Annotated in this window: 19 protein-coding genes; 13 read left to right on the top strand and 6 right to left on the bottom strand. The window is 63.0% G+C overall.

Features of this window, described 5'->3' with window-relative positions; genetic code table 11:
• Nucleotides 1-164 precede the first annotated feature (164 nt).
• Nucleotides 165-3368, bottom strand: coding sequence for an EAL domain-containing protein (locus tag P9292_RS38025; RefSeq protein ID WP_309964699.1), 3204 nt, complete (start codon nt 3366-3368; stop codon nt 165-167).
• A 387-nt stretch (nt 3369-3755) separates the two neighbouring features.
• Complete coding sequence (locus P9292_RS38020) at nt 3756-4424, bottom strand: TetR/AcrR family transcriptional regulator (protein ID WP_244831191.1); 669 nt, start codon at nt 4422-4424, stop codon at nt 3756-3758.
• A 140-nt stretch (nt 4425-4564) separates the two neighbouring features.
• Here P9292_RS38020 and P9292_RS38015 point away from each other — a divergent pair, with 140 nt between their 5' ends.
• Genes P9292_RS38015 through P9292_RS38005 form a run of 3 tightly spaced genes read left to right on the top strand, consistent with a single transcriptional unit; the run spans nt 4565 to nt 8775 of the window.
• Nucleotides 4565-5692, top strand: coding sequence for an HlyD family secretion protein (locus P9292_RS38015; RefSeq protein WP_309964697.1), 1128 nt, complete (start codon nt 4565-4567; stop codon nt 5690-5692).
• Nucleotides 5685-7253 (top strand): MDR family MFS transporter, encoded by a 1569-nt coding sequence (locus tag P9292_RS38010; RefSeq protein WP_250493920.1) that lies wholly within the window; start codon nt 5685-5687, stop codon nt 7251-7253. Before P9292_RS38015 ends, P9292_RS38010 begins: the two co-directional genes overlap by 8 nt.
• Before the next feature lie 19 nt (nt 7254-7272).
• Nucleotides 7273-8775, top strand: coding sequence for an efflux transporter outer membrane subunit (locus tag P9292_RS38005; RefSeq protein ID WP_309964695.1), 1503 nt, complete (start codon nt 7273-7275; stop codon nt 8773-8775).
• Nucleotides 8776-8780: 5 nt separating this feature from the next.
• Here P9292_RS38005 and P9292_RS38000 read toward each other — a convergent pair whose 3' ends face one another.
• A complete protein-coding gene (locus P9292_RS38000) occupies nt 8781-10004 on the bottom strand; it encodes a GAF domain-containing sensor histidine kinase (RefSeq protein ID WP_309964692.1) in 1224 nt (407 codons plus the stop codon).
• Between the two features lie 570 nt (nt 10005-10574).
• Here P9292_RS38000 and P9292_RS37995 point away from each other — a divergent pair.
• Nucleotides 10575-11702 carry a HAMP domain-containing sensor histidine kinase gene (locus tag P9292_RS37995; RefSeq protein ID WP_309964690.1) on the top strand — a complete coding sequence of 376 codons (1128 nt, stop codon included), beginning with the start codon at nt 10575-10577 and terminating at the stop codon, nt 11700-11702.
• 14 nt (nt 11703-11716) lie between these two features.
• Here P9292_RS37995 and P9292_RS37990 read toward each other — a convergent pair whose 3' ends face one another.
• The 3 genes from P9292_RS37990 to P9292_RS37980 form a co-directional block, all read right to left on the bottom strand.
• Nucleotides 11717-12109, bottom strand: a complete 393-nt coding sequence (locus tag P9292_RS37990) for a response regulator (protein ID WP_250467872.1) — start codon at nt 12107-12109, stop codon at nt 11717-11719.
• Between the two features lie 85 nt (nt 12110-12194).
• Entirely contained in the window at nt 12195-13007 is an 813-nt protein-coding gene (locus tag P9292_RS37985; RefSeq protein WP_309964688.1) for a transglutaminase family protein, read from the bottom strand.
• Between the two features lie 180 nt (nt 13008-13187).
• The gene (locus tag P9292_RS37980; RefSeq protein ID WP_250493916.1) at nt 13188-13919 is read right to left on the bottom strand and encodes a GntR family transcriptional regulator; all 732 of its coding nucleotides are present in this window, start codon (nt 13917-13919) and stop codon (nt 13188-13190) included.
• Between the two features lie 383 nt (nt 13920-14302).
• Between P9292_RS37980 and P9292_RS37975 the strand changes: the two genes are divergently transcribed.
• The 9 genes from P9292_RS37975 (at nt 14303) to hydA (ending at nt 24137) form a co-directional block, all read left to right on the top strand.
• Complete coding sequence (locus P9292_RS37975; protein ID WP_309964686.1) at nt 14303-15190, top strand: ABC transporter substrate-binding protein; 888 nt, start codon at nt 14303-14305, stop codon at nt 15188-15190.
• Nucleotides 15191-15223: 33 nt separating this feature from the next.
• Nucleotides 15224-16285 (top strand): ABC transporter substrate-binding protein, encoded by a 1062-nt coding sequence (locus tag P9292_RS37970; protein WP_309964684.1) that lies wholly within the window; start codon nt 15224-15226, stop codon nt 16283-16285.
• Nucleotides 16282-17193 (top strand): ABC transporter permease, encoded by a 912-nt coding sequence (locus P9292_RS37965; RefSeq protein WP_250467868.1) that lies wholly within the window; start codon nt 16282-16284, stop codon nt 17191-17193. The genes P9292_RS37970 and P9292_RS37965 overlap by 4 nt, the downstream gene beginning before the upstream one ends.
• Nucleotide 17194: 1 nt before the next feature.
• Nucleotides 17195-18025 carry an ABC transporter ATP-binding protein gene (locus tag P9292_RS37960; RefSeq protein WP_244831179.1) on the top strand — a complete coding sequence of 277 codons (831 nt, stop codon included), beginning with the start codon at nt 17195-17197 and terminating at the stop codon, nt 18023-18025.
• A complete protein-coding gene (locus tag P9292_RS37955) occupies nt 18022-18897 on the top strand; it encodes a carbon-nitrogen hydrolase family protein (RefSeq protein ID WP_250467867.1) in 876 nt (291 codons plus the stop codon). The genes P9292_RS37960 and P9292_RS37955 overlap by 4 nt, the downstream gene beginning before the upstream one ends.
• A gap of 35 nt (nt 18898-18932) precedes the next feature.
• Nucleotides 18933-20480 (top strand): amidohydrolase family protein, encoded by a 1548-nt coding sequence (locus P9292_RS37950; protein WP_309964681.1) that lies wholly within the window; start codon nt 18933-18935, stop codon nt 20478-20480.
• Nucleotides 20480-21715: an ArgE/DapE family deacylase gene (locus tag P9292_RS37945; protein WP_409015484.1), complete on the top strand. Its 1236-nt coding sequence runs from the start codon at nt 20480-20482 to the stop codon at nt 21713-21715. Before P9292_RS37950 ends, P9292_RS37945 begins: the two co-directional genes overlap by 1 nt.
• A 31-nt stretch (nt 21716-21746) precedes the next feature.
• Nucleotides 21747-22481: an aspartate/glutamate racemase family protein gene (locus P9292_RS37940; protein ID WP_309847468.1), complete on the top strand. Its 735-nt coding sequence runs from the start codon at nt 21747-21749 to the stop codon at nt 22479-22481.
• A 210-nt stretch (nt 22482-22691) separates the two neighbouring features.
• Nucleotides 22692-24137, top strand: a complete 1446-nt coding sequence (gene hydA / locus P9292_RS37935) for a dihydropyrimidinase (protein WP_244831174.1) — start codon at nt 22692-22694, stop codon at nt 24135-24137.
• Nucleotides 24138-24198: the final 61 nt, after the last annotated feature.

The raw sequence follows: 24198 nt of genomic DNA, 5'->3' as shown, positions 1-24198 counted from the left end.
TCGCTGTATCAAGCGGTGGAGGTGTATAGCAGATCACGTTGCGATGAAGTTTTCGCGAAGCTTCCTCACCGCCTGACAGTGAGGCCGGCAATACGCCGGCTTCCGATGGTCGATCATCATGTCAACCGTCTACCAACTCGACGACAAGTCGCCCGGACGCGCCTTCAGGGCTCCATCGAAAGTACAGGCGTTGCGTCCAGCGCGCTGGCCCATGCAAGCAACTCGTTCGCTGGCAATGCTTGCGAGAAGAGAAAGCCTTGCAGTTCATCGCAACCGATGCCGCGCAGCGTATCCGCCTGATGTTCGCTCTCCACGCCTTCCGCAACCACACGTAAGCCCAATTCGTGCCCGAGATCGATGATCGCCTTCACGATAGCGAGATCGGCTGGCGCATCGAGCATGTCGTGCACGAACGCTCGATCTATCTTGAGACGGTCAAGCGGAAAGCGATTGAGGTAACTGAGGCTCGAATAACCGGTGCCGAAGTCATCGAGCGAGAGCTTCACGCCGAGCGCACGAATCGCGCGGATGGCCGCGACGTAGCTCTCGGCGTTATCCATGAGCACCGTTTCGGTGATCTCGAGTTCGAGAAACTGCGGCAACACGCGATACTTCGTGAGACTGCGCGCGAGCACGCCCACGAGTTCGGGATCGCGCAATTGAATCGCCGATACGTTCACGGAAGCGCTTATTTCCAGACCATCGCGCTCACGCCACGTTGCAACCTGACGACATGCTTCGTCGATGACCCACGCGCCCATCGGAATGATGAGCCGCGTCTCTTCGGCCACGGGAATGAACTGCGAAGGCATGACGGAGCCAAGCGTCGGACTATCCCAGCGTAACAGGCCTTCGACGCTCGTCAGCATGCCGGTGCGCGCATCGAGACAAGGCTGCCACGCAATGCGCAATTCGTTGCGTTCTATCGCGGTACGCAGACATGCTTCGAGCGAGAGCCGATAACGCACGTGCTCTGCCATGTCGGCCGAGAAGAACTTCACGAGATTGCGCCCCGCCGCTTTGGCCTGATACATCGCGGAGTCGGCGTTTTGCATGAGCGTGTCGATGTCCGCGCCATCTTCCGGATACAGCGCGACGCCCACGCTGCACGATACCTGCAACGTCACGCCGCTCACTTCATGCGGCTCACGCAAGAGCGCGAAAAAACGCTCTTCGACGGTACGCAGCACATCGGCTGCGTTGGTCACGCCGTTGAGAATGACGGTGAACTCGTCGCCGCCAAGACGGCTGACCGTATCGTTGCTGCGCACGGCCTTTAGGAGACGCCGCGACACCGAACGCAGCAGACCATCGCCGATATGATGACCCAGCGAATCGTTGATATTCTTGAAGCGGTCGAGATCGATGAACAGCACCGCTACGCGTTGCCGCGTGCGTTGCGCTTGCGCGATCGCCACTTCGAGACGCGTGCCGAACAACGCGCGATTCGGCAGTTCCGTGAGCACATCATGCTCCGCCAGAAACTGGATACGCGCCTCGCTCTTCTTGCGGTCCGTGATGTCGATCAACGTGCAGATATAGTGCGACACGCTGCTATGCTTGTCGCGCACGGTGCTGACCATGAGCCACGCTGGATAATCGCCGCCTTGCCTGCGTCGCACCTGCGCTTCGCCGTTCCACGTACCGCTGCGTTCGATTCGATTCGCAAGCCGCGCGATGATGCCGCGCTCATCGCTTGCGTCGTGTGCCGCGATAAACGCGGGCGGCTTGCCGACCACGTCATCGCTGCGATATCCGGTTGCACGATAGAACGAGGGATTCGCGGTGACGAGCCGCGCGTCGGCATCGAGAATGACGATTGCCTCCGACGATGCCTCGAACACCCTGCCCCAAAGCTCAAGACGTTGCTCCATCAGCTTGATCTGGTTGATCGGCGTAAAGGCCGTGAGAATGGCGTCGCGGCCCTGGAAATTGAGGCGGCGCGCGGAGAGCATCGCCCACGTGGGTTGCGCCGTGGCTTTCCAGTGAACCTCGAATTCGTCGATAGCCTCGCGGTCGGACAGTTGCTGGAAAAAGCGTGCACGCGTCGATGAATCGAGACCGAAGGCCCACGGGTCTGTTGCGCAACCGTTGAGCCAGAAGAGGCCGGGCGTATTCGCGTGCAGCACTTCGTGGCCGGGAACGGCGGTGACGACCATCGGCACGGGCGTGGCTTCGACGAGTGCGTATTGCGCGGCGGATGCGCGCGTCGTGGCCGCGAGTTCCTTCTGCACGTCGCGTTCGTGGTCGAGTTGCGCAAGCATCTCGTTGAAGCCACGCACCAGTTGACCGATTTCGTCCTGACTATGCCAGCTTGCACGTTGCGAATGGTCGCCCGTTCGCCGCACGATATCCATCACGCGCGCGAGCTTGCGCAAGGGCGACGAAATCTGCTGCGCGACGCAATACACCATCGCCAGAATGCCGCATAAGAGAAAGAGCGCGGTGCCCAGATGCAGCCACATGCGTGAGAACAGCATATGTACACGCACATGCAGCAGCTCGTCGAGTTGCGTGCCTGTCACGCGCCAGCTCGTGCTTGCGCTTGCGACGAGCGCTTGCTGCGCGGTATCGACGATGGATACGACAGCGGGATCGGGCGCGGCGTTGCCATCCACGACGATGCGCGCCGCGTGACGAAACGCTTCGACCGAGGTACGCATGCGTGCAAACGAAGGCGTGAGCGTTGCATCGAGTTCGTGATTCGCGGCGCCTGCTTCAGCGAAGTCGGAGCGCAGACCTTGCATGACGCCATCGAGTTGTCCTTCGAGCACGAGATAGCGCGTGCGTACTTCCTCGCGCGAGCGTGCCGGATCGAGCCCTTCGTGCAGATGTTTGCCGATGCCATCGACTGCATCGATCAGCGCCGGATAGCGCAGAATCGATTGCGACATCGCGTAGTAGCTGTCGAGGTCGGGATCGAGAATCAGGTTCGATTGATTGCCGATGCGTGTGATGAGTTCGCGGCAGGCGTCGAGCGCGGCGCTGGTCGTCGCGGGCTTGGGCGGCGTTTCGTGAGAGAGCGCGTCGAGCGCTTCGCGCAAGGTCCCGTTGAGCTCGGCGCTCTTCATGTGCTCGCCGTATTGCGCTTCCGCGTTCGCGAGATCGTCGATGGACTTGCGCCATGCACCCGATGGCAGACGTTGCCCCGCGCCCGCGAATGCGACTTCGACGAGCGCGTCTTTCACCACATGCACATAGGCGTTGCCGACGATCTCCTTGTTCGAGAAATCGATGGCGAGATACTTTTCGTGGATCAGGATGCCGCTGATGTAGATCACCGCGCTCAGGTCGAGCAGATAGATGAGCAGCAGCTTGTGCCCGACCCGCAGGCGCGCGAGCAGCCGGAAGAAAGGATTGCGCTTCATGGAGCGCTTCGCTTCGCGCGACTCAGCGGGATCAAGTGAACCTCGTGCAATGGTTGGCGCGCCGGCACTCGATGTGAGCCGGACCGATATCACGCGCTAACGGCCGGAGGTTATTGAACTTTAGTTATTGATCGAAGTTCACTGTTCGGGTGCTGGAGTGGGCGATTGAGGTGCGTAAAATGCGCTAAAGATGCGCGGAAATTTGCGTTTCACGGTGCTTAGTGTCGGTTCACAATCCTCAATCCAACTCGTGTATGCCATCCCATCGGCCGCCTCGGCCACACTCGACGACGCCCTCCTCAATCGCAAGGCTTCCGGCGTTTCGTTCAGCTCTTCGTCGCGCCCATCTACTCCCGCGAAGACAACATCGACGAATAACGAACGACCTCACCCCGCAATCGACGCCTCCACCGCCGCGAGATACGCCGACAAAGCGCGCCTCACTTCACGCAGATAACGGCCGGCAAGCTGCACATCGCCCATGGCGGGACGCAGCTTGATGGCAAGCGCGCCCGTCGCGAGCGCATGCAGCATGTCCACATACAACGCGCGCTCGGACGCTTTCACGCCAGGAATGCGCGCGTCGAGGACCTTGCGTAACGTGCCCGCCTTGCGCTTGTTCTTGTGATCGTCGTCGTGCGGCATGATCGACATGAGAATCAGGCAGTCGGGATGCTGCTCAAGGTACGTGATATACGGCGTCATGAAGCGGTCGATCACCGCTTCCGCAGAAATACCGCGCCAGTAATCCGTGTCGAGTCCGACCAGCTCCGCTTCGATCTCGTCGGTCGCCGCCATATGGCGGTCCCACAGCGCGTTCAAGAGACTGTCGCGGTCCGGAAAGAAGTGATACATCGAGCCGATCGGCGTGCGTGCCTGCCGCGCAACGCCGTGCATGGTCACGCCAGTCAGCCCCTTTTCGACGATCAGTTCAGCCGCCGCATCGAGCACCGTCTCAATGCGCGCGCGGCCACGCGCCTGCAATGGCGCACGCGCGCTGCTGCCGCGATCGCTCGCTGTCGTGGCTTCTTCCCGTGGCGACGATGGCTTCTTCATTGTCAATCCCCTCCATGATGAAACTGGACGCGTCCGTCTAGTTTGCGTCATACTAGACGATATCGTCTAGTATCAGCGGCCCGATTGCGTGCCTTACACGCGTAATTATCTCGCGGTCGCGTTAAACGTTGGAGAGAAACATGGCAGCAGAAGCGCCCGCCGATAGCGGCAAGATCAACGACACCACCACGCGCAAGCCTTCGCGCAAGGGCGTGCTTATCGTCGTCGGTATCGTCGCGGTGGTGGTCGGCATCGCATGGGGCGTGCGCTGGTGGACGGTCGGCCGCTTTATCGAAACCACCGACGACGCCTATCTCAAGGCCGACAGCGTGACCGTCGCGCCGAAGGTGAGCGGCTACGTCACCGAAGTGCTCGTCGCGGACAATCAGACGGTCGCCGCCGGCGCGCCGGTCGCGCGGTTGGACACGCGGCAGTATCAGGCGCAACTCGATCAGGCCAAGGCCACGCTCGACGCCCGCGCCGCCGACATCCTCCGTGCCGAGGCCGAAGTCAAACAGCAGCAGGCCAACGCAGAACAGGCGAAGGCGCAAGCGGAGGTATCGCGCGTGAGTTTGCGGCAAGCCGAAGCCGACGTGCGCCGCTACGAGCCACTTGCCGCGAGCGGCGCGGAAACCGCCGAACGTCTTGCCAATCTCGTCAGCACGCGCGATCAGGCGCGCGCCACGCTCGCCGCGAATCTCGCGGCGGCGCGTTCGGCCAGCACGCAGATCGGCGCGACCGAGGCGCAAATCGTGCAGGCGAAGGCACAGATGGAAGCCGCACAGGCGCAACTGGATCAGTCCAGCCTCGACGTGCACGACACCACGCTTTATAGCCCGCTCGCGGGGCGCGTAGGCGACCGCAGCGTGCGCGTCGGTCAGTATGTGCAGCCGGGCACGCGGCTCATGACCATCGTCCCGGTCGAAGCGCTCTATCTCGAAGCGAACTTCAAGGAAACTCAAGTGGGCCGCATGCGCGTAGGCCAGCCGGCCACGCTGCATGTCGACGCCATCAAGCGCGCCGATCTGCATGGCGTGGTCGAGAGTTTCTCGCCGGGCACTGGCGCGCAGTTCGCGCTCTTGCCGCCGGAAAATGCCACCGGCAACTTCACGAAGATCGTGCAGCGCGTGCCGGTGCGTATTCGCGTGGATACGGGTCCGCAAACGCGCAAGGTGCTGTTGCCGGGTCTGTCCGTCACCGTCGATGTCGACACGCGCTCCGCCACCGACGACAGCCGCCATATCGCCGAAGAGAACAGTCATGACTGAGGCCCGTGCCGCGCGCGCGAGCGCCGGCGACTGGATCGCCGTCACGGCAGGCGCGCTCGGCGCGCTGATGGCCACGCTCGACATCTCCATCACCAACTCGGCGTTGCCGCAAATTCAGGGGGAAATCGGCGCGACGGGCACCGAAGGCACGTGGATCTCGACGGGCTATCTGATGTCCGAAATCGTGATGATTCCGCTCGCGGCGTGGCTCACGCGCGTCTTCGGCCTGCGCAACTTCCTCCTGAGCAACGCAACGCTCTTCACCTTGTTCTCGGTGATGTGCGGCTTCTCGCACTCGTTGCCCATGATGATCGCCGGCCGCATCGGCCAAGGCTTCACCGGCGGCGCGATGATCCCCACGGCGCAGACCATCATCCGCACGCGGCTGCCGCGCGAGCAGATGCCCGTGGGCATGACCATCTTCGGGCTGATCGTGCTGCTCGGGCCGTTGCTCGGTCCCGTGCTCGGCGGCTGGCTCGCGGAGAACATTTCATGGTCGTGGTGCTTCTTTCTCAACATCCCCGTGGGCGTCGCGCTGATCGCGTTGCTGATCACCGGTCTGCCGCAGGAAAAGCCGCAGTGGGACGCCTTCTTCAAGGCGGACTGGCTCGGCATCGCGGGACTCGCCATCGGGCTGAGTTCGCTTACCGTCGTGCTCGAAGAAGGTCAGCGCAATCAGTGGTTCGAGTCGAGCGAGATCGTCTTGCTCACGTGCGTCACGGCATTCGGCTTTTTGCTGATCGCGCTGTCGCAAGTCTTCGCGAAGCGGCCTATCGTGCGGCTGTCTCTGTTGCGCAATCCGCGCTATGCAAGCGTGATTCTCATTGTCTTCGCGGTCGGCGCGGGGCTTTACTGCGTGTCGTTTCTGCTGCCGCAGTTCCTGAGCATCGTCGCGGGATACAACGCGTTGCAATCCGGCTCGATCATGCTGGTGTCAGGCGTGCCGGCGTTTCTCATCATGCCCGTGTTGCCGCGTCTGCTCGGCAAGTTCGACTTCCGCGTGCTCGTCATCACCGGCTTGTTATTCTTCGCGGCGAGCTGTCTGCTCGACATATCGCTGACGGCGCAAAGCGTCGGACACGACTTCTACGCCTCGCAAATTTTGCGCGGCTTCGGCCAGATGCTCGCAATGATGCCGCTCAATCAAGCCTCCATGGCCGCGGTCTCGCGCGAGGAATCCGGCGATGCCGCGGGCCTCTACAACATGGCGCGCAACCTCGGCGGATCGGTCGGGCTCGCAATCATCGGGACGGTCATCGACCGGCGCAACGACTTTCACGGCGAGGCCATCCGCGAGACGCTCACGGCCAATTCGGTGCTCGGCCAGGACCGGCTCGCGGCCAACGCGGCGGGATTTTTCGCGCAAGGCGGCGACATGGCGCACGCCAAGATGCAGGCGCTCGGGCAATTGTCCGTGCAGATCGGCCAGCAAGCCATCGTCATGACCTACTCCGAAACCTTCTTCATCCTCGCGATCGCGTTGCTGGCCTGCGTGCCGCTCGCCCTTCTGCTCAAAACGCCGCGTCATCAGGCTGGCGAAACGCCATCCGCCGGCCACTAATGTCATGACTGATTCAACGATGTCTCTCAACTCCTTCCGCAGCCGGCGCGCCGTGCCGTTCTTGCTTGCGCTCATTTGCTCCGCATGCACGGTGGGCCCGGATTACCGTGGCGCGCCGGATATCGCGGCGGAATCGCTCAAAAGCGGGACGTTCCTGCGTACGCCGCAGCAGGGCGTCGACGTCTCGCATGCACCCGCCAAGTGGTGGCTCGCGCTGAACGATCCGAAACTGAACGATCTTGTCGATGCGGCGCTTTCCAGCAATCCCGATGTGAAAATCGCTCAGGCGAAACTGCGGCAAGCGCGCTCGCAATTGCGCGGGCAAGAGGCCAACGGCATGCCGAAGGCGTCGGCATCGGCGGCGGCGTTGCGTATGCGCTCGCCCGATCTCGGCAGCTTCGCGGCATCCAATGCGGGAGGTTCGGATCAGGGCACGGCGACATCCAGCGGGCGTGGTCCGCTCGACTTCTACACCGCCGGCTTCGACGCCTCGTGGGAACTCGATCTCTTCGGCGGCACGCGTCGCGCGGTCGAAGCGGCATCCGACGAAGCCGACGCTGTCAAAGCGGATCTCGCCGACACGCAGGTGTCGCTCGCGGCGGAAGTCGCGTCCACCTACGTCGGCTTGCGCGACCAGCAACGACGTCTCGCGCTCGGCCGCAGCACCGCCGAATATCAGCAGCAAATGCTCACGCTCACCGAGCAGCGCCGCGCGCGCGGCACGGCGGCCGACGTGGATGTCGAGCGCCTCACGACGCAAGTGGATACCACGCGCGCGACGCTCGTGCCGTTGCAGGTGCAGATCACCGATTCGCTGGATCAACTCGCCGTGCTCACGGGCCGCGCGCCCGGCGCGCTGGACGCGCAACTCGGTGAGGCCGCGCCCTTGCCCGACCTGCCCGCTTCGGTGGCTATCGGCGAGCCATCGGCGATGCTGCAACAGCGTCCGGACATCCGCGCGGCGGAACGGCGCCTCGCATCGAGCAATGCGCAGATCGGCGAGCATGTCGCGGACTATTTTCCGAAGGTGACGTTGCTCGGCGATATCGGCTTCACGGCGTCGGACCCGGGACATTTGCTGCGCAAGCAGAATTTCTCGTGGCTCGGCGTGCCGTATCTGCAATGGAACGTGCTGGACTTCGGCCGCACGGCGGCGAGCGTGGATACCGCGAAGGCCTCGCGCGAAGAAGCCGAGGCGCGTTATGAAAAGACCGTGCTGGCCGCGCTCAAGGACGCCAATTCGGCGCTCGCGCGCTACGGCTATCAGCGCGAGCATCTGGTGCGGCTCGAAGAGGTCAATGCGTCGTCGGAGCGCGCCGCCATCCTCGTGCGTCAGCGCTACAAGGCGGGCGTGTCGACCTTGATCGATCTGCTCGATGCCCAGCGCACGCAGTTCGCCGCGCAGCAGGACGTGGTTGCGGCGCAGGGCGAATTGCTCAAAGACTTCGTGTCGCTACAAAAGAGTCTTGGCCTCGGCTGGCAACAGGGCGATGACGCGAACCAGCTTGCGGCGGCGCATTGAGCCGTTTAGAAGCCAGCGTCTCGTGCGCGAACCGGAATGCGCGCGGTGAATCTCGTGCCGATCTCGGCGCTCGATTCCACTCCGAGCGTTCCGCCGTGCGCCGAGACGATCTGCTTGCAGATATAGAGCCCGAGTCCGAGCCCGCCGCCCGGTGCGCTCGTCGCGGGACGCCAATAAGGCTCGAACACTTTTGAGAGCGTCTCCGGCGCGATAGGCTCGCCGCCATTGGTCACCGACAGCGTGAGGTGATCGCGCTCTACCGCAATCTCCACCGTGACGGGCGTATCGGCGCCGCCGTGAGTCATCGCGTTGCCGAGCAGGTTGGAAAGCAACTGCTGAATGCGGACGATATCGCAACTGACCGCGGAATCGACCTGTATGGCGCGATTCACCGCGCGCGACGGATTCGCCACGCAAAGCTCGTCGACGACCGCGCGCAGGTAAGGCGCGATGTCATTCACCGCGACGATGCTAACCGACATGCCCGAGCCGAGACGGCCGCGCGCGAGATCGAGCACGTCGTCGATCAGCCGCGCCATGCGCGCCGCCGTGGCCTTGAGCCGATTGCCGATACCGACGAGATCCGGCTCGCTCTTGCGCCGGCTCAACAATTCACCATTCGCGCTCACGGCGCTCAACGGATTGCGCAAATCGTGACCCAATACCGCGATGAACTGCTCCCGAAGATGCGCCGTCTCGCGCTCGTCGAACAGTTGCGCTTCAGTGGACCATTGCCGCTTTTCGCTGGCGAGCTGCATGCCGATGAGATTCGCGAACACCTCGAACATGCGCACGACGCGCGGCTCGGATACCTTCGCCGGACGCGGATCGACTGCGCAGAGGTTGCCGAAATACTCGCCGTCCGGCAAAACGATAGGCACGGAAATATAGCTTTCGAGACCGTAAATGGCGGGTGTGTGATGATCGCGATACGTGGTGTCGCTGCTGAACCGATCGACGATGATCGGCGCACGCGAGGCCCGCGATTCCGAGCAGAGCGTGGTGCGCAGTTCGAGTTGTCCGCCCGGCACCAGTCCGAAATTGATGTTGTCCTGAACGGCGCACGCCGTCCAGGTCGAGTCGGTGACGCGCGCGACGGCCGCGAAACCCATTCCGGTTTCGTCGCAGATCATCTTGAGTATCGACGGCACCGCGCCGATTCCAGCCACGGCGCCCATGTCGCGCGCCAATGCCTCTCGCGAATCCGCCGGTAAAAGTGGTCTATTCACGGCTTCCCTCCTCATCCGCGACATTGTGACAGAGCACGCTCATGCGGTACCAAAGTTTTACGGATAACCGTGCGGCAAATAGCCGATCGATCTGCGCTGCCATGCACCGCAAAGGTTTGCGCATCGCGGGTTAAACGTTATTCAGCGGGTTTGAACGTGCAAGCCGTTAATAAATACGCTGTGAGCCCGATAACAGGTGATTCCCGCTTATTTAAAGGATGCGAGGGACGTGGTGCGCGGCTCGCGTGCGAGTTGCATGATAATGAATCTTCATGCATAGAACTAAAACGATCTGGGGCCGACGAAATGCCGGCTGCGGTTATCAATCTCGCAAAGTGCACGGTGAATCCACTCACGGATTTGCAACATTGGACGCGCGGAATCAAATAACTTTTTCTCGGGAACCGGCTGCGTAGCATTGCAGCGCGAGCGCGCAAGGCGCTCTTTGGTTCGGCTCGGATCGCTCGGTCTTGTTCGAGCAATCGCGCCTTTTGACTCTCACTCTCACTGGCATAGCTGCTTCCTCCACATGGCCGGCCGGTCACGCGCGTGGCGCCAAGGACATAGGCCATGATGCACAACTTCCTCTCCAATAATCGCTCAGAGCTGGTGGAGCGGTGTCGAGCCAAGGTCGCGAGCCGCCCGACGCGCGCAGCCTCCGATGCGCAGCTCGAAAACGGCGTACCGATGTTTCTCGACCAATTGATCAAGACGCTGCACATCGAGCAAGGCAGCGATCCGCTCGCGAGTCGCGCGGTATCGGGTGCGGCCGGCGGCATCATGACGGAATCGGAGATGGGCGCAACGGCCGGACAGCATGGTCACGCGCTGCATTTGCTCGGTTATACGATCGCTCAGGTCGTGCACGATTACGGCGATCTTTGTCAGGCCATTACCGATTTGGCGCACGAGCGCGATGTGCCATTCCAGATCAATGAATATCGGACGTTAAACCGCTGTCTCGATAACGCCATTGCGAAGGCTGTCACCGAATTCAGTTATCAACGCGCGCAAAGCACAAATCAGGAACAACAGCGCGCCTCTCAGGAACGGGCGGGTGAACTTGCACACGAACTGAGAAACGCACTGTCCATCGCGACAACGGCCTTCGAAGCCGCAAGAACCGGAAGTCTGAGCCTGACGGGCGCCACGGGAACGGTACTTCAGCGTGGCCTGGCTTCGCTGCGCACGCTAATCGACGGCTCCATTGCGGACGTCAAGGAATTGGCGGACGGCGGGACGTCGGCGGCGACGTTTTCGTTGGCCGACTTCATTACCGAGGTAGCGCACGCGGCTGAACTGGCAGCGCAAGTGCGAGGCGTGAAATTCACGGTGTCTCCCGTCGACAGCACGCTTGCCGTCAGCGCCGACCGCGATGCGCTTTATTCGGCACTTGGCAATCTGCTGCAAAACGCGTTCAAGTTCACGCGCCCGCAAAGCGAAGTGTCGCTCAACGCTTATGCCGTGGCCGGCCGCATTCTAATGGACGTGAAAGACCATTGCGGGGGACTTCCGCCCGACTCCACGCTCACCATGTTCGAACCATTCACGCAGCAGTCCGCCGACAAGAGCGGCTTGGGCCTGGGCTTGTCGATTTCCAAAAAGATCGTCGAGACGTATGGCGGCGTGTTGAGCGTGGCGAACCTACCGGGCGTCGGGTGTATCTTCACCATCAACCTGGCGCGCCATTCGGTTTGACGACGGCGCTCGAATCAGCGGGCGCTTTTTAGCGAACTGGCGTGAAGCGCCAGCGTTTCGAGTAGCGCGCTCAACCTGAGCGGCTTCGTGAAGTGGTAATTGAAACCGGCGCGTATCGATGCCGCGCGTTCCGCCATCGAAGACAACGCGGTCACGGCGATCAGGAGCGTCAGTTTGTGCTCGTCGGCCTGGCGCAACTGACGCGCAACCTCGCGCCCGTCCATGAGCGGCATTTCGACATCGATCAGGGCAATCTCGGGCCGCCACCGGCGAATCTCGGCCAGCGCGGCGCAACCGTTTTGGGCCGTATGGACATCGTAGCCTTCGAGCGATAGTGCTGAAGCGCAGGCCGCACGAATGGCGGCATCGTCGTCCGCAACAAGGAGACGGGGCAGGTGCTTGCGCATGATGGTGCTCGCTTTTTTAATGGCTAATACATCTATTCGAGCATTGAGCATTCCCGACCATGCAGACTATTCGTGCGGCGCGCCTCTAATAGCCCTGCTCGGGCTCGCAAACCACATGAAAATTGACGAGCGTGGTCTGCCCGAACGTGTTGCTGAGCGCGACATCGGCGGCATCGCGGCCGTACGCCATCAGCACGCGGCCAACGCGCGGCGCGTTATTGCGCGGGTCGAAGACCTGCCACGTGCCGCCGACATAGGCCTCGAACCACGCCGCGAAATCCATCGGCGCATAAGGCGGCGGCAGGCCGACATCGCTGATATAGCCGGTGCAGTAGCGTGCCGGAATATTCAGCGCGCGGCACAGCGTCACCGCGAGATGCGCGAAGTCGCGGCACACGCCCACGCGCTCCTGGTAAGCCTCCCAGGCCGTCTTGGTCGGGCGCGCATGGTGATAGCCGAACGTGATGTGATGATGCGCAAAGTCGCAGATTGCCTGCACGCGGGCCGCGCCCGGCGCGGAGTTGCCGAAAAGTTGCCAGGCGGCTTCCGATAGCAGATCGGTTTCGCAGTACCGGCTGCCGAGGAGAAAGACGAGGCACTCGTCGGGCAGTTCTTCCACCGCGTGTTGCCGGCCATCCATGGGACGCGTTTCGAACTCGCCCGATACATTGAGCAATGCGGAAGTCGACAGTTCGAAACGCCCCGGCGGCGCCACGATCCGGCTGCACAAATTACCGAAACCATCGCGATACTGAGTAATCGGCACCGGCGGATTGGTGGCAAGCACGTCCGCCACGATCACATCGTTGGCATGCGAGTAATGCGTGTTGAGCATCAGCATCATGGGTGTCGGCTGCGGACACTCATAGGCAAGATCGTAGCCAACGCGGAGTCTCATCGGACGTCCTTTGCTGTGATGATTCGTGTGGGGCGTCTCGAAGGACGCCGCAAGCGAGGCGCTTGCAGCCACACTATACTGCGCCGCCCTGAAGTCATTAAAGCCGGAAAATTAATGTGGAGCGTGCGGTATCGCGCGGTTCAAAAGCGCGCGCCCGGCACGCATCGCACACATCGCACGCTACGCGCCACGCAGCAGGATAGCTTCGAGATCGTCCTCCTCTTCTTCCGCCGTATGCAGGCGCAGGGTAGCTTCGATGTGCGCGAGATGCTCGACCATGAGCTTTTGCGCCAGCTTGACGTTGCCGGCTTCGAGCGCATCGATCAGGCGCGCGTGCTCGTCGTGCGGACACGCCTCCGAGGTCGGCGCGTTGTAGAGCAGGATGGTCAGACACGTGAGCATCTGCAGGCCGCGCATGGTGCGCTCGATGAAGCGATTGCCGCCAAGCTGCGCCAGCAACACATGAAACTCCCCCGAGAGCCGTACAGCGGTGCGCCGGTCATTGCGCTTGCGTGCATCTTCCTCGCGCGCGACATGCGCCCTCAATGACGCAATGTCCTTCTTCGTCGCGGACCGGCAAACCTTCTCGACCACGGGCAGTTCTATCTGCCGCCGCGCCTCGAAAAGTTCGCGCGCTTCTTCCACCGTCGGGCTCGCGATAAACGCGCCCCGGTTCGGCACGATAGTCACCACCAGTTCATGCGAAAGCTGTTGCAGCACCGCGCGCACCACCGTGCGGCTCACGCCGAAGATGGCGGCGAGCCGGTCTTCCGCGAGCTTCGTCCCCGGATGCAGGCGATGTTCGGCGATGGCATTCATCAACCGTTCGTAAATGGGGTTGCGTTGAACGCCGTCGAATGACCCTTTGACGTCGAGTTCATTCGATGCGCTTCGTTTCTTGTCTGTGGGCATGAGGTCTTCCTGAGTCCTGCGGTATTCCTGGGCGCGATTATCCGCTTAGATTGCATACGATTCAAATCGGGATTGTATGTATCAGCGCTGTGAAGCGCCGAACAAACCAAGCAAAAAGCAGCATTGTTGGTGCCAAAAAGCATCGCGAAGGTGCAGCGTTACACGCCGATGGTGCGAAATGGTTTAATTGAACCGCAGCAAGTCTCGTATACAAACGTAGATGATTTTGTAGTCAATAATCTGCATCGCTAGTAAACAAAGGCAGTCGCGGTTAACGTCAACTTACGTATGCAAAAGTGGCACGGTCTTCGCTAAAGCTCTCGGGCGATGCCTCTAAGCGCTGCACGACGTCTCACGGAACGAACCCGACCACTGGGAACACGATGCGAAAGTTGTTGCTGGCGCACGGCGGTGCGCTTTCCAATCTGCCGCTCTTCGTCGCCATCGACGCGGGCTTGCTCGAAGCGCGCGGACTTCATGCCGAAGCACCAGAGCTGGCCGAATTCAAATCGACGGCCGCGCTGTTGCGTACCGGTGCGGCGCAACTGGGCACCACGGGCTTCACGCAAGCGTTAGTCGATCACGCGTTGCCCGATCCGCTGCGCATCGTCGGCGGCAGCGGCAAGCTCGGCATGGCGCTGGTCGGGCAAGGCGGTTTGACCGTCGAGGCACTGCGCGGCCAGCGCGTGGGCACCTTCGCCGACGACCCCATGGAAGCCCTGCTCTACGACGCCTTGCGCATTTACGGCGTCGGCATGAGCGAGGTCGAATGTGTGCATTTCGGCTCGCTGACCGCCGCCGCCGGCGATCTGCTCGCCGGCCGCATTGCCGCGTTGACGCTGGTGGAACCGTATATCTCGCGCTTCGTGGCGCAAGGCTTCGGTGTGCTCTGCGACGGCATAGAAGCATGGGGCGGCGACTATCCCGACACACTGCTCGTCGCGCGTGAAAGTTTTCTCGTGGCACAGCCGGACATCGTGCGCGAAGTGCTCGCCGGCATGCTCGAAGCGCAAGCGCTCATCGAGCGCGATCCGCACGCCGCGTTGCGCGCGAGTGCGCATCGATGGCCCGAGTTTTCGCATGACGAGTTGCTCGCGGGCATGGCGCGTCAGCCATCCGATGTCGACATTCGGCCGTTACGCGCCAGCGTGCTCGCGCGGGCATCGGCACTCGAAGCGCTTGGACGCATGCGTATCACGCCGCGCTTGAGCGACATCTTCGCCCTCGATCTGCTCGACGGCTTGCTCAAGTCCGGACCGATTTTCCAATGAAACGCCTTTGTTCAATTTGACGGGGATATCACGATGTTCAGGAAATTCATCGATAAAAACGCGGCATCGCTGCGTCTTAGCGCGGTCAGCCACGAGCGGCGCGACTTTCTTGCGCGCAGTGCCTGCATGGCGGGCGGCGCGATGCTCGGCGGCGCATGGCTCACCAACGCCAGCGCGGCCGGCGGTCTCACGCTCAAGGCGACGCACGGCACGGGCCTCTGTAATTGCCCGTTCTTTCTCGTGAAGGAGCGCAATCTGGCGCAAGGCGTGACGCTCGATTTCGTGACCACGCCGACCAATGCCGACATCGCGGCGCTCTTCGGCGCGGGCGTGGTGGATGTGAGCGTCGTGCCGTACACCAACTTCATGACGCTCTACGATGCGGGCGCGCCCATCAAGGTCGTCGCGGGATCGGGCGTGCAGGGCTGCGTGATCGTCGCGCAGCCGGGCATCACGTCGGCGGAGCAGTTGCGCGGCAAGACCATCGGCACGTTCCAGGCCGATACGCTCGAAATGCTGCCCTACGACTATCTGAAGAAAGCGGGCATGAGCTTCAAGGACGTCAAGGTGCGCTACTTCGGCACGTCGCCGGAACTGGCGCAGGCGTTCATCGCGGGCAATATCGATGCGATGTGCCATATCGAGCCGTACGCCACGCAGGCGCTGAAGTCGCGCGCGGGTTCGGTCATGCTTTCCAATGGCGTCGATGTGTACGGCGCGAACTATTCCGACTGCGTGCTCGCGGTGCGCGAGAAGTTGCTGCACGAGAATCGCGATGCCGTGAAGTCGCTCATCAAGGCCATGATGGTCGCGCAGCATCAGGAAGAACAGGATCGCGCGGCCGCCGTGAAGGACACCGTCGGCAAATACTTCAAGACGAGCTACGACGCCACGCTCGACGCCGCCACCAAGCAGCCGCCGATGATCGATCAGCGTGGCAACGAAGCGTTCATCCTCGGCCGCGCGGAAAATCTGAAGGAGCTTCGCTACATCAAGAAGCTGCCAGGCAAGGACATGTTCGACTGGGGGCCGCTCACCGAAGTCATCAAGGAAAACGGCGACCTGTACGCGCAATTGCAGCGAAAGACCGCATGAGCAGCCTCATGGGATACGCCACTTCCCGCCTGAAGCGCGCGAGCGACAAGACCGCCGATGGACGCGCGCGGGCGCGGCGCGCGCCGCTCCTTGCGCGCATCGTGCCGCTTCTGTGGGGCATCGCTTCGCTTGCGTGCTTCATCGCCGTGTGGGAAGCGGCCTGGGCGCTGCACTGGGCCGATCCACTCTTGCTGCCGCCGCCGCATATCTTTTTGCGCAACTTCGGCTCGCAGGCGCAGTACTTTTTGTCGAGCGATGTGATCGGCGAGCAGTCGAGCGGCACGGCCTTCGGCGCGCTGGCGATGACCATCGTCGCGACTACCTTGCGCGTGCTCGCCGGTCTCACGCTCGGCTTCGTTTGCGCGGTGGCGATGGGCGTGGCCATCCGTTACTTTCGTCTCTTCGGCAATCTCACGCTGCCCACCATCACGCTGCTTGCGCCGATCTCGCCCATTGCGTGGCTGCCTGTCGCGATCTTTCTGTTCGGCATCGGCAATGGGCCAGCGGTGTTCATGGTCTTCATCTCGCTCTTTTTCGTGATGACGGTATCGACCATCGGACAAATAGACAGCGTGAGCCGCACGCAACTGAACGTGGCCGCCGTAATGGGCGCCACGCGCGCGCAGACGTTTCGCCATGTGATCCTGCCCGCGATTCTGCCGTCGCTTTTCATGGTGCTGCGCATGAACCTGTTCGGCGCGTGGATGGTCGTGCTGATTGCGGAGGCGACCGGCGTGGGCAGCGGGCTCGGACAAGTGGTGATGCTCTCGCGCAATACCTTCAACGCGAGCCTTTCGTTCTTCACGATGACGCTGATCGGCGTGCTCGGTTTCGCGTTCGATTACCTGTTGCGCATCGTGCAGCGCAAAGTGCTGTTTTGGGTGCCGGAAAGCGGCCTGAGGAAATGACATGACCGAACAAGCCTTTGCCGACGTTGCACCGAAGCGCCGCGGCCAGCCGCCGCTCGTGACCTGCACGGGCGTCGGCAAGACGTGGGAGACGGACGGCGAACCGTTCGTGGCTTTACGCGACATCGACCTCGAAGTAGCGCGCGGCGAGTTCGTCGTCTTTCTGGGTCCGAGCGGATGCGGCAAGAGCACGCTGCTCTTTCTCATGGCGGGACTCGAACAGGCGACCGAAGGCCGCATTGTGTGCGGCGGCGCGGAAGTGCATGCGCCGGGCACGGATCGCGGGCTCGTGTTTCAGGAGGCGTCGCTTTATCCATGGCTCACGGTTGGCGAGAACGTCACGTTCGGCTTGAAGATGCAGCATGTGCCGAAGGATCGCCGCCGCCAGGTCGCGCAGGAGATTCTCGAACGCGTGGGACTTTCCGAAGCCATCGACAAGCGGCCGGATCAGTTGTCGGGCGGCATGCGGCAGCGCGCGGCCGTGGCGCGCGCGCTTGCGCTCAAGCCGGAAATCCTGCTGCTCGATGAACCCTTCGCCGCACTCGATGTGCAAACGCGCGCCCGCATGCAGGACTTTCTGATTCAGGTGTGGCGGCAAGCGGGCGTATCGATGGTCTTCGTCACGCATCATATCGACGAAGCCATTGCGCTCGCGGATCGTATCGTCGTGTTCACGGCGCGGCCCGGGCGGATCAAGACGATCATTCCCGTCGACATGCCGCGTCCACGCGATTCGCGCAGCCCGGCCTTTCACGCGCTCGCCGATCGATTGACCGACCTGTTGCGCGACGAAGTTGACCGCGCGTTCGCGGAGCAGGAGCGCATCAAGTGACCGACGACGTGCTTCGCGTAGCCGCGATTCAATCGCCGCCCTGCACCACCGATCTCGCGCACAACGCGGCCATCGCTTTCGATGCGGTGCGCCGCGCCGCGAACGAAGGCGCGCGTCTCATCGCGCTGCCGGAACTCGCGACGGTGCCGTATTTCGCGGGCTCGCCTGCGGGACGTTATCGCGAATGGGCGAATCCCGCGCAAGGCGCTTTCGCCGATAAGTGGGCCGCGCTCGCAAAGGAATGCGATGCCGCGCTCATCGTGCCGTTCTACGAGCACGATCCCGCGAGCGGTTGCTATCACAACGCTGTGCTTGGCTTCGATGCCAAAGGCTTACCGTTGCGTGCGAATGCAAGCCCGGTTGCCCGCAAGCTGCACTTGCCCGTCGGCGACGATCCCCCGCCCGGCTTTGACGAGCCCGCGCATTTCACGCCCGGCTCGGGTCTGCATGTGGTGAACGTCGGTGTCTGGCGCGTGGGCGTGCTGGTTTGCTACGACCGGCGTTTTCCCGAGTGCTGGCGCGCGCTGCGGGCGCAAGGCGCGGACCTCGTGATCGTGCCGGTGGCGGGCAGCGGCGGCGACGACATGGACTTCTTCGTCGGCGAAATGCGCACGCATGCCCGCGAAAACGGCCTCGCCGTGCTGTGCGCGAACAAGGCCGGCGACGAGTTTCTCGATGACGCGCGTATCGACAACTTCGGCGAATCGTGTGTGATCGCGGCCGATGGAGCGGTGCTCGCGCGACGGTCCGGCGCGCTCGGCGCAGGCATCGTGAGCGCGACGCTCGTGCACGCGGATATCGCGCGCACGCGGCGTCGGCTCAATTATTACGCGCATCGGCGGACCGATCTATACGGCACGCCGTCGTTCTAATTTTCCCCATTCACTTCGAGAGAGCAGAGAACGCGATGTCCGAATCATTGATCGTGGCAGGATGGATTGTGAAAGGCGCGGCCGACCGGCATGCGGCCGAGGTGGTGCGCGACGCGGCGCTGTATCAACGCGATGGCGTGATCGTCGAGATCGGCCCGCGCGATGCGATGGTGCAGAAGTATCCGCACGCGCTGCGCCTCGGTTCGCCCGACACGGTGCTGATGCCGGGCTTCGTCAACAGCCACCATCATGTCGGGCTCACGCCGGTGCAACTCGGCTCGCCGGACCATGCGCTCGAACTTTGGTTCGCGAGCCGCATGGGGGCACGCGATATCGACTTGTATCTGGACACGCTCTACTCCGCCTTCGAGATGATCGCCTCGGGCATCACGACCGTGCAGCATATTCACGGCTGGCGTCCCGGTCCGCTCGATGCCATCCATCAGGCCGCGTCGCGCGTGCTCGATGCTTATCGCGATCTCGGCATGCGCGCGTCGTACAGCTTCGCGGTGCGCGATCAGAACCTGCTCGTCTACGAAGCCGACGACGACTTTTGCAGCCGCCTGCCGTCCGAAACCGGCGATAAGCTGCGGGCGCATCTGCGGCGTTTTCGCATTCCGCTCGCGGATTACCTGCAACTCTTCGATACCCTCACGCGCGAGAACGAAGGCCATGCGCTAACGGCCATTCAGCTCGCGCCGGCCAACCTTCACTGGTGCAGCGACGACACGCTGCTCGCGCTCAAGGAGAAGTCGGCACGGCACGGCGTGCCCATGCACATGCATCTGGTCGAAACCGCGTATCAAAAGGAATATGCGCGGCGTCGCTCGGGCAAGACGGCAGTCGGTCACCTGAACGATCTGGGCCTGCTCGGTCCTTCGCTCACGCTCGGCCACGGTGTCTGGCTCACCGAGGCGGACATCGAGACCATCGCGCATACGGGCACCTGCATCTGCCATAACTGCAGTTCGAACTTCCGGCTGCGCAGCGGCGTCGCGCCGCTCAACGCGTTTGCGCGGCATGGCGTGACGGTCGGCATGGGGCTCGACGAAGCGGGCATCAACGAAGATCGCGACATGCTTCAGGAGATGCGTCTTGCGCTCAACGTTCACCGCACGCCGGGCATGGACGACGACGTGCCGACATGCCCGCAGATTCTCAAGATGGCAAGCGAGGACGGCGCGCGTACGACGCCGTTCGGCGCGCGTATCGGCAGGCTCGAAGAGGGGCGTCTCGCCGATCTCGTGCTGATGAACTACAAGACCGCGACGTGGCCGTATCAGGACGACGACATTCCCATGCTCGACGCGTTGATGATGCGCGCCAAGACCAATGCCGTCGATGCCGTGATGATCGGTGGCGAAGTGGTGTATCGCGAAGGCCGCTTCACGCGTATGGATCGCGATGCGGTGCTCGAAGACATCGCGCGTACGCTCTCGCAGCCGCGCAGCCCGGAAGAGACCGCGCGCCGCGAATTGGGGCGCGCCGTGTTCCCGCACGTCAAGGCGTTCTATGATGGCTATCTGACCGGCGAAAGCGAGACGCCGCGCGAGCCGTTTTACGCGCCGTCGTCGCGCATCTGATGCGGAGACCAAACGTGCAGGCGCTTTTACAATCGATCGATACGCGCTTCGAAGCGCAAGTGGAATTTCTCGCGGCGCTCGTGCGCAAGCCTTCCGACAATCCGCCCGGCGACTGCGCGCAGCACGCGCACATGACTGCCGGGCTGCTCGAAGCGCTCGGCTTCGAAGTCGAACGTCACGCGGTGCCGCAAACGCTCGTCGAGGCGGCGGGCATGCAGAGCGTCACGAATCTCGTCGTGCGGCAACGCTTTGGCGTTGGACCTGTCATCGCGCTCAACGCGCATGGCGATGTGGTGCCGCCCGGCGAGGGGTGGTCGAGCGACCCGTACGGCGCGCAGATTCGCGAGGGCGCGTTATACGGGCGCGGCGCGGCGGTATCGAAGTCGGATTTCGCCACGTATGCGTTCGCGTTGAAGGCGCTGGTCGAAAGCGGCGTTGACCTCAAAGGCACGATCGAGCTGCATCTCACCTACGACGAGGAAACCGGCGGTCTGCTCGGGCCGGGATGGTTGCTTGCCGAAGGCATCGTCAAGCCGGATTACGCCATCTGCGCGGGCTTCAGCTACGCCATCACGGTTGCGCACAACGGCTGCCTGCATCTGGAAGTCACGGTGAGCGGCAAGTCGGCGCATGCGGCGCGGCCCGATACCGGACACGACGCGCTCGAAGCCGCGACAGTCGTGCTGAACGCGCTGTATGCGCATCGGCGCGAGTTGCAGGAGATTCGCTCGGCCACGCCCGGTATCGAGCATCCGACGCTCGTCGTCGGGCTGATCGAAGGCGGCATCAACACCAATGTCGTGCCCGACCGCGTGAAGCTGCGGCTCGACCGGCGCATCGTGCCCGAGGAAGATCCGGCGCGCGCGCGTGAACGCCTGGAAAACGTCGTGCGCGATGCGGCGCGCGAACTGCCGGGCATCACCATCGCCACGCGCGAAGTGCTGGCCGCGACGCCCATGCGCACGCTGCCGGGCGCGGAACGTCTCACGCACGCGTTGCAGGACGCGGCGCTCACGATCATGGGCATCGACATACCGGCCGAAGGCGTGCCGCTCTATACCGACGCGCGCCTTTATTGCGAAGCGGGCGTGCCGACCGTGATCTACGGCGCGGGGCCGCGCACGCTGCTGGAAGCGAACGGACATCGCGCGGACGAGCACGTCAAGCTCGAAGACATGCGTATTGCGACGAAGACCGTCGCGCTCGCGCTGACCCGGCTTTTGGGCGGCGCTTGAGTTCAGGCCACGAATCGAACGAAAGGAAGTCATGCGCATCAAGCTCATCAATCCCAACACGACGCAAGGCATGACCGACGCGATGGCCCGCTGCGCGCGCGCGGTCGCTTCGCCCGGCACGGAAGTCGTGGCGGTCAGTCCGACAATGGGCCCGCCTTCGATCGAAGGCCATTACGACGATGCGCTCGCCACGCCCGGCCTCCTCCTGGAAGTGGCGCGGGGCGAGCAAGAAGGCTGCGACGCGTACGTGATCGCCTGCTTCGGCGACCCCGGCCTCTACGCCGCACGCGAACTCGCGCGCGGACCGGTGATAGGCATCGCGGAAGCGGCGATGCATGCCGCGAGCGTGCTTGCGCCGGGCTTTTCCGTGGTGACGACGCTCGGACGCACGCGTGGACTTGCCTGGCATCTCGCGCAGCGCTACGGCATGGAGCGCTTTTGCCGCAACGTGCGCGCAACCGAACTCGCCGTGCTCGAACTCGAAACGCCCGGTTCGGCCGCGCGCGCCACGATCCTCGAAGAATGCCGGCGCGCACTCGACGAAGACGGCAGCGAGGCGATCGTGCTGGGCTGCGCGGGCATGGCCGATCTGTGCGCGGAGTTGCAGGACACGCTGGGCGTGCCCGTCATCGACGGTGTGACGGCCGCGCTCAAGTGGTGCGAGGCGCTCGTCACGTTGAAGCTCAATACCGCCAAGCGCGGGGAATTTGCACGGCCGCTGGCCAAGCGTTACGTCGGGGAACTCGCGGCATTCAGTCCGCTTTGACCTGGTACGACTCAACGCCCTCCGCTTCAAACCCTTCCTTCCTCACAAAACCACGCGCGCCCGGACCGTTGAACGTCCCGGCGCGCGCTGCCGCTGATCGGCTGGAAATCTAGTCAACAACGTTGTTAACAACAAAAGTATTTTTGACACTATATTTTTCGGTGTAGTTTACTTGAACATGTCAACAACGCCCGCTACACCGGAGCATGCATGGACGCAGAATTCGACCTCGTGATTCGCAACGCCCAAGTTGCCACCGCAAGCGATACGTTCCTCTCCGACATAGGTGTGAAGGACGGCCGCATCGTGCAGATGGGTTTGTCGCTCGGCGCGGGCAAGCGTGAAGTGGACGCGCAAGGCCGCATCACCACGCCCGGCGGCATCGACGCGCATTGCCATCTGGATCAGCCCATCGCGCCGCCCGCCCGCATGACCGACGACTTCGAGTCCGGCACGCGCTCGGCGGCCTGCGGGGGCACCACGACGATCATCCCGTTCGCGGCGCAGCAAAAAGGGCAAACGCTGCGCGCGGCCGTGGACGACTATCACCGGCGCGCGGAGGGACGGGCGAGCATCGACTACGGCTTTCACCTGATCGTCTCGGACCCGACGCCGGACGTCATGGCGAATGAGTTGCCGCAGCTCATCGCGGAGGGCTACACGTCGTTCAAGATCTACATGACCTACGACGACATGAAGCTCGACGACGGCCAGATTCTGCGGCTGCTCGCGCTGGCCCGCGCGCACGGCGCCATGGCGATGATCCACGCGGAAAACAGCGAGTGCATTGCGTGGCTCACCGAAAGCCTGCTCGACGCGGGTCTCACCGCGCCGCGCTATCACGCCGCCTCGCGTCCCATGCTCGTGGAGCGCGAAGCCACGCATCGCGCCATCAGCCTGGCCGAACTCGTCAACGTGCCAATGCTGCTCGTGCATGTCTCCGCGCGCGACGCGGTCGAGCAGATTCAATGGGCGCGAAGCCGCGGCCTCAAGGTGCTGTCCGAGACCTGCCCGCAATATCTGTTTCTCACGGCCGAGGACCTCGGCATGGACGACGGCTACGAAGGCGCGCGCTGTGTGTGCAGTCCGCCGCCGCGCGACAGCGATAGTCAGGAAGCGATCTGGAGTGCGCTCGCGGACGGCACGTTCACCGTGTTCTCGTCCGACCACGCACCCTTCTCCTTCGAAAGTCCCACGGGCAAGAAGCCGGGCGGCGAAGAAGTCGCGTTTCCGTATATTCCGAATGGCATTCCGGGCATTGAAACGAGACTGCCGCTGCTCTATTCCGAAGGCGTGATGACCGGGCGCATCTCGATCAACCGCTTCGTCGAACTCACCGCGACCAACCCCGCGAAGACCTACGGGCTGCATCCGCGCAAAGGCACCATCGCGATCGGTTCGGATGCCGATCTCGTGATCTGGGACGAGCATCCCGACGACCCCGTGCGCCTGACCAACGCCATGCTGCATCACGCCGTCGATTACACGCCATACGAAGGCCGCTCGCTCGATTGCTGGCCGGCCTACACCATCGCGGGCGGCGAAGTCGTGTGGGACGGAAGGCGCTACTTCGGCACGCCGGGACGCGGACGCTTCTTGCCGCGCGGCCTGCCCACCATCGTTCCGGCCAAACCTGCCGGCCGCGCGGCGCGATGAAGCGCGACGCGTCTGTTTCGAGTTCGCATCAACGGTTCCATCCGATCCCACCGGTCTCATC

Origin of the sequence: Caballeronia sp. LZ001, assembly GCF_031450875.1 — a bacterium.
In the GTDB taxonomy this organism is placed as follows: domain Bacteria; phylum Pseudomonadota; class Gammaproteobacteria; order Burkholderiales; family Burkholderiaceae; genus Caballeronia.
Note: the sequence above shows the minus strand (reverse complement) of the source record. Positions and strands in the feature narration are given on the sequence as shown.

Excerpts from the sequence above, each read along its gene's own strand:
- P9292_RS38025 (WP_309964699.1), bottom strand. The coding sequence starts at position 3,368 with ATGAAGCGCAATCCTTTCTTCCGGCTGCTCGCGCGCCTGCGGGTCGGG.
- P9292_RS38020 (WP_244831191.1), bottom strand. The coding sequence starts at position 4,424 with ATGAAGAAGCCATCGTCGCCACGGGAAGAAGCCACGACAGCGAGCGAT.
- P9292_RS38015 (WP_309964697.1), top strand. The coding sequence starts at position 4,565 with ATGGCAGCAGAAGCGCCCGCCGATAGCGGCAAGATCAACGACACCACC.
- P9292_RS38010 (WP_250493920.1), top strand. The coding sequence starts at position 5,685 with ATGACTGAGGCCCGTGCCGCGCGCGCGAGCGCCGGCGACTGGATCGCC.
- P9292_RS38005 (WP_309964695.1), top strand. The coding sequence starts at position 7,273 with ATGTCTCTCAACTCCTTCCGCAGCCGGCGCGCCGTGCCGTTCTTGCTT.
- P9292_RS37995 (WP_309964690.1), top strand. The coding sequence starts at position 10,575 with ATGATGCACAACTTCCTCTCCAATAATCGCTCAGAGCTGGTGGAGCGG.
- P9292_RS37990 (WP_250467872.1), bottom strand. The coding sequence starts at position 12,109 with ATGCGCAAGCACCTGCCCCGTCTCCTTGTTGCGGACGACGATGCCGCC.
- P9292_RS37985 (WP_309964688.1), bottom strand. The coding sequence starts at position 13,007 with ATGAGACTCCGCGTTGGCTACGATCTTGCCTATGAGTGTCCGCAGCCG.
- P9292_RS37980 (WP_250493916.1), bottom strand. The coding sequence starts at position 13,919 with ATGCCCACAGACAAGAAACGAAGCGCATCGAATGAACTCGACGTCAAA.
- P9292_RS37975 (WP_309964686.1), top strand. The coding sequence starts at position 14,303 with ATGCGAAAGTTGTTGCTGGCGCACGGCGGTGCGCTTTCCAATCTGCCG.
- P9292_RS37970 (WP_309964684.1), top strand. The coding sequence starts at position 15,224 with ATGTTCAGGAAATTCATCGATAAAAACGCGGCATCGCTGCGTCTTAGC.
- P9292_RS37965 (WP_250467868.1), top strand. The coding sequence starts at position 16,282 with ATGAGCAGCCTCATGGGATACGCCACTTCCCGCCTGAAGCGCGCGAGC.
- P9292_RS37960 (WP_244831179.1), top strand. The coding sequence starts at position 17,195 with ATGACCGAACAAGCCTTTGCCGACGTTGCACCGAAGCGCCGCGGCCAG.
- P9292_RS37950 (WP_309964681.1), top strand. The coding sequence starts at position 18,933 with ATGTCCGAATCATTGATCGTGGCAGGATGGATTGTGAAAGGCGCGGCC.
- P9292_RS37945 (WP_409015484.1), top strand. The coding sequence starts at position 20,480 with ATGCGGAGACCAAACGTGCAGGCGCTTTTACAATCGATCGATACGCGC.
- P9292_RS37940 (WP_309847468.1), top strand. The coding sequence starts at position 21,747 with ATGCGCATCAAGCTCATCAATCCCAACACGACGCAAGGCATGACCGAC.
- hydA (WP_244831174.1), top strand. The coding sequence starts at position 22,692 with ATGGACGCAGAATTCGACCTCGTGATTCGCAACGCCCAAGTTGCCACC.